Source organism: Methylobacterium sp. WL6, assembly GCF_008040095.1.
Classification (GTDB): Bacteria; Pseudomonadota; Alphaproteobacteria; order Rhizobiales; family Beijerinckiaceae; genus Methylobacterium.
In genome coordinates this window covers 1-10,120 of record NZ_VRVH01000160.1, presented here as the reverse complement: position 1 = coordinate 10,120, position 10,120 = coordinate 1, and the positions used below count along the sequence as shown (strand labels likewise).

14 protein-coding genes and 1 tRNA gene are annotated in these 10,120 nt (G+C 68.2%); 7 read left to right on the top strand and 8 right to left on the bottom strand.

The window, feature by feature from the left end; genetic code table 11:
• The 7 genes from FV230_RS18450 to FV230_RS18420 all read right to left on the bottom strand — a co-directional run.
• A partial coding sequence (locus FV230_RS18450) for a helix-turn-helix domain-containing protein (RefSeq protein WP_147843432.1) occupies positions 1-1,006 on the bottom strand: 1,006 nt, incomplete at its 3' end.
• A gap of 191 nt (positions 1,007-1,197) precedes the next feature.
• A complete protein-coding gene (locus tag FV230_RS18445; RefSeq protein WP_246694913.1) occupies positions 1,198-2,055 on the bottom strand; it encodes an MT-A70 family methyltransferase in 858 nt (285 codons plus the stop codon).
• Between the two features lie 65 nt (positions 2,056-2,120).
• A complete protein-coding gene (locus FV230_RS18440) occupies positions 2,121-2,387 on the bottom strand; it encodes a hypothetical protein (RefSeq protein ID WP_147843431.1) in 267 nt (88 codons plus the stop codon).
• Complete coding sequence (locus FV230_RS18435; protein WP_147843430.1) at positions 2,387-2,611, bottom strand: hypothetical protein; 225 nt, start codon at positions 2,609-2,611, stop codon at positions 2,387-2,389. Before FV230_RS18435 ends, FV230_RS18440 begins: the two co-directional genes overlap by 1 nt.
• Before the next feature lie 8 nt (positions 2,612-2,619).
• A complete protein-coding gene (locus tag FV230_RS18430) occupies positions 2,620-3,504 on the bottom strand; it encodes a TAXI family TRAP transporter solute-binding subunit (protein ID WP_147843429.1) in 885 nt (294 codons plus the stop codon).
• An 11-nt stretch (positions 3,505-3,515) separates the two neighbouring features.
• On the bottom strand, positions 3,516-3,743 hold the full coding sequence (locus tag FV230_RS18425) for a hypothetical protein (protein WP_147843428.1): 228 nt from the start codon (positions 3,741-3,743) through the stop codon (positions 3,516-3,518).
• Entirely contained in the window at positions 3,743-3,976 is a 234-nt protein-coding gene (locus FV230_RS18420) for a hypothetical protein (protein ID WP_147843427.1), read from the bottom strand. Before FV230_RS18420 ends, FV230_RS18425 begins: the two co-directional genes overlap by 1 nt.
• Positions 3,977-4,214: 238 nt before the next feature.
• Between FV230_RS18420 and FV230_RS18415 the strand changes: the two genes are divergently transcribed.
• The 5 genes from FV230_RS18415 to FV230_RS18390 all read left to right on the top strand — a co-directional run bounded on the left by FV230_RS18415 (position 4,215) and on the right by FV230_RS18390 (position 8,183).
• Positions 4,215-5,324: a phage Gp37/Gp68 family protein gene (locus FV230_RS18415; RefSeq protein ID WP_147843426.1), complete on the top strand. Its 1,110-nt coding sequence runs from the start codon at positions 4,215-4,217 to the stop codon at positions 5,322-5,324.
• Between the two features lie 223 nt (positions 5,325-5,547).
• On the top strand, positions 5,548-5,811 hold the full coding sequence (locus FV230_RS18410) for a DUF2312 domain-containing protein (RefSeq protein ID WP_147843425.1): 264 nt from the start codon (positions 5,548-5,550) through the stop codon (positions 5,809-5,811).
• A gap of 2 nt (positions 5,812-5,813) precedes the next feature.
• Positions 5,814-6,029 carry a hypothetical protein gene (locus FV230_RS18405; RefSeq protein ID WP_147843424.1) on the top strand — a complete coding sequence of 72 codons (216 nt, stop codon included), beginning with the start codon at positions 5,814-5,816 and terminating at the stop codon, positions 6,027-6,029.
• A 266-nt stretch (positions 6,030-6,295) separates the two neighbouring features.
• Entirely contained in the window at positions 6,296-7,504 is a 1,209-nt protein-coding gene (locus FV230_RS18395) for an integrase (RefSeq protein WP_246694912.1), read from the top strand.
• A gap of 37 nt (positions 7,505-7,541) precedes the next feature.
• Positions 7,542-8,183 (top strand): hypothetical protein, encoded by a 642-nt coding sequence (locus FV230_RS18390; protein ID WP_147843422.1) that lies wholly within the window; start codon positions 7,542-7,544, stop codon positions 8,181-8,183.
• A gap of 49 nt (positions 8,184-8,232) precedes the next feature.
• Here the strand turns inward: FV230_RS18390 and FV230_RS18385 are convergent.
• A tRNA-Asn gene (locus tag FV230_RS18385) sits at positions 8,233-8,308 on the bottom strand.
• A gap of 644 nt (positions 8,309-8,952) precedes the next feature.
• Between FV230_RS18385 and FV230_RS18380 the strand changes: the two genes are divergently transcribed.
• Together FV230_RS18380 and FV230_RS18375 are read left to right on the top strand one after the other, a co-directional pair.
• A complete protein-coding gene (locus FV230_RS18380) occupies positions 8,953-9,273 on the top strand; it encodes a PsiF family protein (RefSeq protein WP_147843421.1) in 321 nt (106 codons plus the stop codon).
• Between the two features lie 23 nt (positions 9,274-9,296).
• Positions 9,297-9,557: a hypothetical protein gene (locus FV230_RS18375; protein WP_147843420.1), complete on the top strand. Its 261-nt coding sequence runs from the start codon at positions 9,297-9,299 to the stop codon at positions 9,555-9,557.
• Positions 9,558-10,120: the final 563 nt, after the last annotated feature.

Below are 10,120 nucleotides of genomic sequence, written 5' to 3'. Positions count from 1 at the left end.
GGTGACGCGGGGATTGGTGTGCAGGGGCCGCTTCGGCCTTGCGGCGCTTCAGGCGAGCGGCGATCCACCCGGAGGCGTCGATCGGCTTGGCCTCAACGGCCTCGTCGATGACGGCCAGCACCATGCCGGCGTCATCACCGGCTTCGCTGAGCCACTGCCCGATCCGGGAATGGGCCCGAGCCGTGTTCCAGCCCGTCAGATCCCGGAGGGTCTCCACCCCCCTGCTGCGGAGATCCGACTGGAAATCCCTTGGGGCCGGGCCGCCCTGCGGCGCCGAACCGACAGGTTCGGAATGGATTCCTCTAGGGGATTCCTTCTGGTGGATTCCTCTAGGGGTGACCGCAGTGTCACCCTCGGGGGTGACCGGTGAGACACCCTCGGGGGTGACAGGATCGAAGCGTTTCCGGGTCGGGATGGGTGACTGTGTGTCACCCATCGGCAAGGCCGGCGCCGGGTCGTTTGCCGCCGGCCGCGGCACGCCGGGCAGGTAAAGGACGAACAGGTTCTCCCGTTGCCGGCCGGCCTCGGTGTGCCGCTGCTCTACGCGCAGCACGCCCATCTCCTCGAGCACGCGAACCTTGCGCTGCACCGTCCGGACCGATTGCGAGCACTTGCGCGCGAGCGTCTCGATCTTCGGCCAGGCCTGGCCCGTCTCCGAGTGGGCGTAGTCGGCGATCACGAAGGCGACGAGCTTGGCGATCCCGTCGGGGATGTCCGTCTTCATGACGTAGTGGATGGCTTCGATACTCATCGGCGGGCTGCCTTCGTCCGGGCACAGCTTCATCGTCCGGCCGCAAAGCCGGTCAGGCTTCGGGCACGCGAAAACCCGTCGCTGGAATCGCTGGTGCGATCGGCGGTCGGGCAGGTTCGGATGGGGGAGCTCGCAGCGCAGGCCGCCGGCGATCCCGCCGAAAAGGACGGCGTTCGGGATCGATCGGAGGAGGCCTGCGGGATGGGTCGGCGTCAGCCGGACCGGGCCGTTCAGTGCGGGTCCGAGGTCGAGCACAGCCAGCAGGGCGCGCGAGGTGCGTGAGCCTGGCGCGGGGGCCCGCGGGGCAGGGGCCAGAAGCGCTTCGGGAATCGAGTCCGATTCCGAGTCTGGATGGAGTCGACGCTGGTCCGCGGCGCTCCGGAGGCCATGCTAGGCTCCGGGTCCGGGTGACGCCTGGGGCGTCGGATGCGCGTGCGCGACGGATGTCATTCCGCCGCCTCGAGCAAGGCTGCCGGCGCAGGTTGGTAGAGGTTCGTGAAGTCGGGGCGCACCAGGCGCTGGAAGGCCTCGCCGTAGGGCGGGTAGCTGCAGGCGCGCACCAGGTCGTAGAAGCCCTCGGGCTTCACGCTGTTCTCGCCGACCGGCCAATCGTGGTCGGTGCGCATGCCGCGCGCCGGAGCGCGCGTGCGCAGCTCGCCACGAACCGCGAACAGGACCTGCTCCGTCGAGTTCCGGAAGTAGCGGCCGAGCCCGATGTCGCGCTTCGTCCAGGTCAGCACGGTCTTGTACTGGAAGCCCCAGAGCGCGATCAGCTCGGCTGCCGCAGTGACCGTGTTGTTCGTCGCCCAGAGGTAGAGGTGGCAGTTCTCATCCGCCCAGCCGGCAACCGGCATCGCGCGGATCTGGTCGAGCGACATCAGCGCGTAGTCGTGCCCGGCGGCATCCGAGATGTTGTCCTCGTCCCAGGGCGGGTCGACCACCAGGGTGCGGAAGCGTCCGGCGGCCGGGACCAGATTCAGGACCCGCGCCTCGTCGTGGGCGCGCAGCAGCTTGGTATGCGGGCCGTTGACCTTGCCGGTCCGGTCCATCTCGTCGCGGAGCGGCCCGAAGCGATCGGGGTCGGCCTCGGCCGCGCGGCAGATGTCGCCGATCTTCTCGAGCTGGCGGCCGGAGATGTCGAAGTGCGCCGCGATCCGGTCCATCAGCCGCGAAGGGTGCGAAACTTTCGCACCCTTGCCGCCGGCCGCCATGCGCGCTCGAGCCTCGGCTTGCTCGCTCTCGAGCAGGGCCAAGCCCATCGCGTGAATCTGGCTCGGACGGAACAGGTTCTGGACGCGACGCATCAACGTGCCCTGGTGGGGAGGCGGATTCCGAGTGGAGCGGGCGCCGGCGGGGCGGCGCCCCACGCTCATGCCGGTGCGAATCCAGGCAGGAGGTTGAAGGCGGCCTGCGCGGCGGGCGCGGCGATCGGCGCCGCGGGCGCGGCCTGGTCCGGCGCCACGTAGCCGGCCTCGTGCTCGAAGCGCATCGTCGGCGGGACGCACGGCGTGCAGAACCAGACGTCGTTCGGGAAGCCGCGCTCGGCCCAGCGCTCGCCGCAGCCCGGACGGTGGCAGGGATGGTCTGCCGGCTGGAAAACCGGGCGCGCCAGCGCGGGGAGCTTCGAGGCGACCATCAGCGGCGCACCGCGCGGTCGCCGGCGCCCCGGACGTTCGCCAGCGCCATCCCGGCGCGCAGGCCCTCCCGGCGCGCGGCGATCCGCACGCCGGCGAGAAGCACCACGTTGAGGCCCATCGCCAGGAGCGCGGCGAGCCCCGGCGTCACCAGGATCGCCGTGAGGACGAACGAGGCGATCGCGAGCCAGAAGGAGGCGCCTGGGCCGGAGGTGCGGGAGAGCATGGCGCGCCTCAGTTCGCGGGCTTCGCCAGGGCCTTGATCGCCGGCCCGGCTGCCGTGAAGGCGCGCAGCACCTTGTCGTAGGCGCCCTCGTTGGCGGAGATCCACGCCGTCGACGTCACGAACAGCGCCTCGACCGTGATCGTCTTCACGGCCTTCGTGCCGAAGACCGCGCCGCCCGGCTGGATTCGCGGATACGTGCCGGACGCGATCTCGCCGTAGCCGTAGACCGCCTTGCCGCGGGAATCCTTGGCGACGCCGCCCATGTCCCAGTCGTCGGTGCCGACCAGGACGACGCGGTCGCCGAGCGCGGAGGCGTCGTCCTTCATGAACGAGGCCCCGGGCGCGCCGACGTAGAGCAGGCATTGCACCTGGCTGCCGTCGGAGACGGCGGACAACGCCCGCACCCCGCTGCGGGGATCGGTCTGGACCGGCCCGTAGCGTTTCTTGTCGGCCAGGACGAAGGCGTCCCACGTTGTGCGGGCGCCGGTGCCGTCCGGGCCGACGGCGACGGTGTTCGCCTTGGTCAGGTCGGTGACGCGCCCGATCCCGCTGGCGCGGTTGCAGAGGAGGTGGGCGTCCTCGGCGTAGAGAACGCCGGCGCGCTCGATGCCCGACAGCGCCTGGGCGTTGCGCGACGAGAACACCAGCATCGCGTCGGCCTGGACGAAGGCGCCGTCGCACTGGCCGGCGATCATCTTGGCCAGGTTGTCGAGCGAGCCCTGGCTCGGCACGACCTCGACGGGGACGGACGTCGACGTCCGCTTCAGCAGGTGCCCGGCCTTGAAGTAGTTGCCGGTGTCGTAACCGGTGCAGAGCCGGAATCCGGGTTCGGCCGCGGCCGCGGTCCCGGACAGGACGGTGCCGAGCAGAAGGCCGACGAGAAGGGTACGCATCGAACGGGTCCTCATGCTCCGGGCGCGCCCGGCGGGGGGTGAAGGTCGGTGTGCTGGCCGCGGGACCAGAGGCGCCACAGCCATTCGCGCGGGCGCCAGATGCTCTCGGGCATGCGTGGATCGACGAGGTTGGCTGCGATGCCGATCGCCTCGGTGATCCAGAGCGGGCCCCGCGCGATCGCGCGCAAAAGCGCGGCGAGCCCCATGCGGGCGATGAGGACGAAACCGGAGAGCTGCATCACTGGCCGCCCTCGATCTGGGCGCGCAGGGTCGCGATCTGGCGCTCGATGCGCTCCCGCTCCTGGCGGCGCGCCTCGTCCATCAGCCACGACGGCGGATGGTCGAGGATCACGAGCAGGACCTCGGCGTCGTATGCGCCGACGAGCTTGCCCAGCGCCCAGAGGCTCGGCGCCGAGCCGCGGTCGAGCCAGCGGGAGATCGTGGCGGCCGGCAGGCCTGTATCGGCGGCCACGTTGTCGGCCGTCTTCAGCGGGTACTTCGCCCGGAGGAACGCGGCGACGCGGTCCGCAACAACTGTTCGATCCTCGCATGCACCTGTTCGGTCATCCTCGGAAAGCCCTCGGCCAACCGCTGGACCCCGCCCGACCGGCTGAAGGGCACCCTGCTCGCGATCCGGGCGCGCGAGATCAGGCGGCGGGTGAACGGCGCCCGGTGGGCTGCGCCCGTCGTCGAGCTGGTCGAGGCCGCCCATGGCTGACCAGACCGGCATCGAATGGACCGACGCCACCTGGAACCCGATCACCGGCTGTTCCGTGGTCTCTCCGGGCTGCACGAACTGCTACGCGATGCGCTTGGCCGGCACGCGTCTGCGGCACCATCCGTCACGGGCCGGGCTGACGCTCGACAGCAAGGCAGGCCCGGTCTGGAACGGCGAGGTCCGCCTCAACGAAGCCTGGCTGACCCAGCCGCTCCTGTGGACGCGACCGCGCCGGATCTTCGTCTGCGCGCACGGCGACCTGTTCCACGAGAACGTCCCGGACGCCTGGATCGACCGGGTGTTCGCCGTCATGGCGCTGTGCCCGCAGCACACGTTTCAGGTGCTGACGAAACGGTCCGCGCGGATGCAGGCGTACATGACGGGGTGCGAGGAACCGCCCGCCGACTTGCCGCTACGCGAGATGTGGGTGACGCAGTGGCACCGTCGCGATCACGTCGCGAGGGCGATGCGCGGCCTTGGGCCGAGGTTTGAGGATCGCCTCGGGCAGGTTCGACGCCTACCGCTTCCGAACGTCTGGCTCGGCGTCTCGGCCGAGGACCAGCGCCGCGCCGACGAGCGCGTGCCGGACCTGCTCGCGGCACCGGCCGCCGTGCGGTTTGTCAGCGCCGAGCCGCTGCTCGACGCGATCGACTTCACGGCGATCGCCTGTCCGAACGGTTGCCACCCGCCGGAGTACTGCAACCGCTGCCATCCGGACGGCGGCGAGGCGAAGGGCACCTTCGACGCCCTTGCGACTGGCGAACTCGACCTGATCATCGTCGGCGGCGAGAACGGGCCGCGGGCGACCCATCCGGCTTGGGTCCGCGAGATCCGCGACCAGTGCGCGGCCTACAAGACCAGCTTCTTCTTCAAGCAATGGGGCGCCTGGCAACCACGCGAATGGTGCCGGGACGGCGGCACGCACGCGATGCGGTCTTGGGGCGGGCAGATCTCCTTTCAGGCGATCCAGTCGCATCCGAACTCGATCGAGCGCGTCGGAGCCGGGCCGGAGTGGAGCGCCTTCGCCCGCGTCGGCAAGAAGGCCGCCGGCCGCCTCCTCGATGGCGTCGAGCACGATGGAATGCCGGAGGTCCGCACGTGAGCGCACCAACCCTCCTCCAGGACCTGCGTTCGGTCGCCTCCGAGATGGCCGACAAGTGGGACGCCGGCATGAAGGCCGGGAAGCTGCTCGCCCACCTCGAGGGGCGGATCAGCAACTACGATCCTCGCATCAGTCGGATCATCGCAGCCCTCGAGGCAGCTGATGCCGCACAAGCCGAGGACGACGCTTCCACTAAGGAAACCAGCCGACGAGCGTCCACAACATGCCGACGACCGGCGACGTGTCGTCCTCCGAAGGCGTGGCCGCCAACGAGCTGCGCGCCTTCATCGAGCGCATCGAGCGTCTCGTGGAGGAGAAAGAGGGTATCGCCGGCGACATCAAGGAGGTCATGGCCGAGCTGAAGGGCCGCGGCTTCGACGTGAAGGCCGTCAACGCCATCCTGCGCATGCGCAAGAAGGACCACAGCGAGCGCCAGGAGGAGGAGGCAATCCTCGAGCTCTACATGCAAGCGTTGGGGATGGTGTGAGCATGGACGCGATCGCGACCACCGGCCCGACCTGGAGCATCGAGGCGATCGCGACGTCGAGCGGCGTCGAGCTCGTCGTGAAGGTCCCGTCGCGCGGCATCGAGCTGGCGCTGCCGACCAGCCGCGCCGGAGCCCGTGATTTCGCCCGCGGGGTACTCGCCGCCGCCGGCGACGCCACCGAGCGCACGTTTCCGCAACCGCCGATCCCGGAGGGCTGAGGTGGCGATAACACGCGATCCGAAGGCACCGGAGCCGTCCTGCCTCTACCCCGACGAGAACGAGATCGCGCGCGCGGTGCTGGGGCCCGGGCGCGCCCGTACCTGGCCTGGCCTGGCCGTTGTTCTGGAGCGCGGCGGCTTCCCGAAGGTCGATGTCATGATGGGTGGTCGCTACTGGCCGGCCGTCAAAGCTTTCCTCGACCGCCGGCATCACGTCGGCGACCATGCTCCCGGCCGGGCGAGTCGCCCCGGCGGGGAGGGAACCGGTGACGGAGGATCACGAGCTGTACGCGCCCGGTCTTAAACGGATGAAGCGCCACAACGGGCGCTTGGACCTCTACTGGGTCGCCGACGAGAAGCTTGTGCGGGCCGGCTACCAGCCGAAGACGGTCAGGCTCTACGGGGATTGGCCCTCACGCGAGATCGCGTCCCGCTGCGCCATCCTGCAGGCCGAGATGCTGGAATGGGCTGATGGGCGCGCTCCCGCCCGCAACGACGCGCCACCAGGCACGCTGGCTTGGGTGTGCCGGGCCTTCGAGACGGACGTCGATTCCCCGTTCCACGACCGCCGGCAGGCGACCCGCACCTTCTACAGCAAGTACATCCGCAAGCTCGTCGACAAGGCCGGCGACAGCCACCTCGCCGACATCGTTGGGCGCGACGTACGGCGGTGGCACAAGGAGTGGCTGGCCGAGATGGGCGTGCGCAGCGCCTACGCCTGCATCCAGACCCTCCGACGGGTCGTAAACTATGGCTGCGAGCTCCGCTCCTCCGACGCGATCGAGCTGGCGGCCGTGCTGGAGAAGACCGAGTTCTCGATGCCGAAGGCCCGTAAGCGACGCCCGACCTTCGAGCAGATCGTCGCCTTGCGCGAGGCCGCCCACGCTGCCGGCCGGCCCAGCATCGCGCTGGCCGTCGCGTTCCAGTTCGAGCTTGGCCTCCGGCAGAAGGACCTGATCGGCGAGTGGACCAGGCCCAAAGCGGACGAGCGTGCGCGCATCGTCGGCGCAATCACCGATGGCGCCTGGGTCTGGCAGTGGGGCCTGACCTGGAACCACATCGACGCATCGGGACTACTGGAGAAGCCGACGTCGAAATCGAATGGGAACGAGGTCGCCACGCACGATCTCCGGCTGCACCCCGAGATCCTGGCCGAGCTGCCGCCACGGGGCGTTGGGCCGATCATCGTCGACGAGCGATCGGGGAAGCCTTGGAAGAGCGCGCACTTCTCGCACACCTTCCGGAAGATCGCTCGCGAAGCCGGCTGGCCGGACACGCTGTGGAATATGGATAGCCGCGCCGGCGCGGTGTCTGAGGCCTTTGAGGCTGGCGCCGATCCGGCCGACGTCATGCGGACGGCGACCCATACGCAGATGTCGACGACGATGCTCTACAACCGCGGTGGCGTGGTTCAGTCGAGCCGGGTCGCGGAGCTTCGAGCCGCGCGACGGAAGGGCGTTCGCCGTGAGCCCTGAGGATGCCAGGGACCCACAAGCAGACATCCTAGAGGGCATGCGCGCGGCCATCGAGCAGGCTCACCAGGATATCGACAAGCGCGAGCAACAGGAGCGGGAAGCAGCTGCAGCCGAAGCGGCGGTGCAGCGCGACCGCGACGAGGTCCGAAAAAGTCTGACCGAGCACTGGCTGACCCGTCTGCACGACCAGGGAGACCCGGCGTGGTGGGTTCCAGCTTATGACCGAGCTACCGACAACGGCCGGTTTGCTAACAGGGTTGTTCGGATTGGATCGTGGTCTGCAGCGTCCAGGATCGACTCGCCCTGGGATTGGCTGCCCGCCTGGGCACAACGGCTGTACGTCGGAACGAGGAAGCGGGCTGGTGTCCGCGGAGTGAAGTTCGACCTCAAGCCGTCAGCCATGCTGTACCTCGTGTGGCGCAGCGAAGGCCTATGCGAGGTCTCCGGACTTCCGTTTGACCTCGCCAAGGCGGGTCCCAAAAAATGGCGCCCATTCGCTCCCAGCCTCGATCGGATCGATCCGGCCGGCCACTATCGAAATGGCAATCTGCGACTGGTCTGCCTGATCACGAACGTAGCGATGCACGGATGGGGGGAGCAACCGCTTCGGACGCTCGCAAAGGCGCTTCTGGCCAAGCCTGAAACGCATGCGGAACACGGCGGTAACAAGGTGCGGTAACACGGGCCAACGAAAGGCGCAGCGCGCACACCTAAGCCCTTGAAAGTGATGGCTCCCCGAGCAGGACTCGAACCTGCGACAAGGCGATTAACAGTCGCCTGCTCTACCAACTGAGCTATCGGGGATCACGGGGGGTGATCTACACAGCGTCGGTACGGGGCGCAAGGGCCTCGGGTGGATGTTTTGCATTTCGCGCGGGCTGCCTCGGGCGGCGCGAATGGAACCTCGGCAGCAGGGTTGCGCCGGGGCCACGAGGCGGCCGCGCCACGAGGCGCAGGCTTCGCGTCGCGATGCCGGAGGACGCGCAACGCCTGCGATCGATCGCCGGGGATGGGTCAAGGAAAAGTAGATGGGAGGGACGTGACGTGGAGGCCTCGCCCGGTTGGCCACAAGCGTTATAGAGCTATGACTTACGCCTTCCAACCCCGTCGAAGGCCTCTATGAAGTTCTTCAGCTTTTTGGCGGTTTTCCAAACCGCATCCCGCTGATCCGCGCCGTGGGAGCCTTCGCTAGCCGCAAATGCTAGAGCGCGCGAGCTGGCGTCGAGCGGCATCAGGTCGATGGCGATGACACTGGCCTCCGAGTAGCGCCACAGCCGGTTGCCGGGCTCGCACCAGGTTTTTGGCCACGGCGATCTGCGTCGCCTCGATCAGCGCTAGCGTGTCTTTGGTCGCCTCGGGTGCCTTACGGTGGATCACATCGCCCATCGGCTCGCAGGAGCTCCGCAGCCCTGCTACCATCTTACAACTTGTCCCGGAGCACCCTGCCGATGCGCTCGCTCGCCCTCATCCTGCCGATCGTCCTCAGCCTCGCCGTCCCGGCCGTCGCGCAGACGCCAGCCCCGTCCGCAGCGCAGGCCGCTCAGCGCGACCGGATGAAGAGTTGCAACGCAGACGCCGGCTCCCAGAAGCTCGCTGGCAGCGCGCGCAAGGGCTTCATGTCCGACTGCCTCGCCGGCAAGGCTGCAGCGCCGGCAAAGGAGCTGACGCCGCAGCAGGCGAAGATGAAGAGCTGCAACGTCGATGCCTCGGCTAAGAGCCTGAAGGGCGCCGAACGCCGGAGCTTCATGAGCACCTGCCTGAAGGGCTGACATCCAGATCGATGGATCGATCAATGGCCGATACCCCTGACCAAGAGATCGAGGACTCCCCGCTCGGAGGCAGCGTCACCCGAGATGGCGTCACGGTGCAGGTTCACATCTACCGGTTCGCCGGCACCACGGACGAATGGACCCTAGAGGTCGTCGACCACGAAGGCGGGCACACAGCCTGGACTGGCACCTTCGTGAACGACGAGGACGCCTTCGAGGCTTTCGAGCATGCGATCGCCAAGGACGGGATCCACTCTTTCGTTGAGCAGCCGATGGAGCACTGACCGAGCACCCGAAGGCGACAGGCAATCTGAAATGAGCCTCAACGCCTGGATCGCAGACCAACCCCGAGCCGAAGCCCTCTCGTCCCGAAGCGATCCGACACGCCCTCACGAACTTGCTCACCGGCCAGGGCTACGTTCGGCACCACGAGGATCTTGGGGGCGTGAATTGACCAAACTTCGTGCGTTTCGCTAGGCGAATGGGTCTGAGCGCGATTTGCAAGCTGCGCGGGATCGATTGCGGACGATATACTTTTCGGCCCGAGTGCTTCGTGAGGCCTTTTTGGCCTGATTGCTCGCCAGCTAACCAAAGCGTTGCCTGGATGCAACATTCCCGCAGCACCGCAGCGCCGTTGTGAATTCCACGTTGATCGCACGGATGTGCTGGCACACAGTGTTTTGGCACTGGGGGCGCCGCAAAAGCGGGCCCGATGAGCCTGCACCAAAAAGCGGGCCGCAAAACAAGGTGTGACGCGATCGGCCCCGGCCCCGCGACCACACGATCCTCGGGTCTCGAAGCTTTTGGAGATATCTATGACGCTCTTGAAGAGCACCCTGCTCGCTTC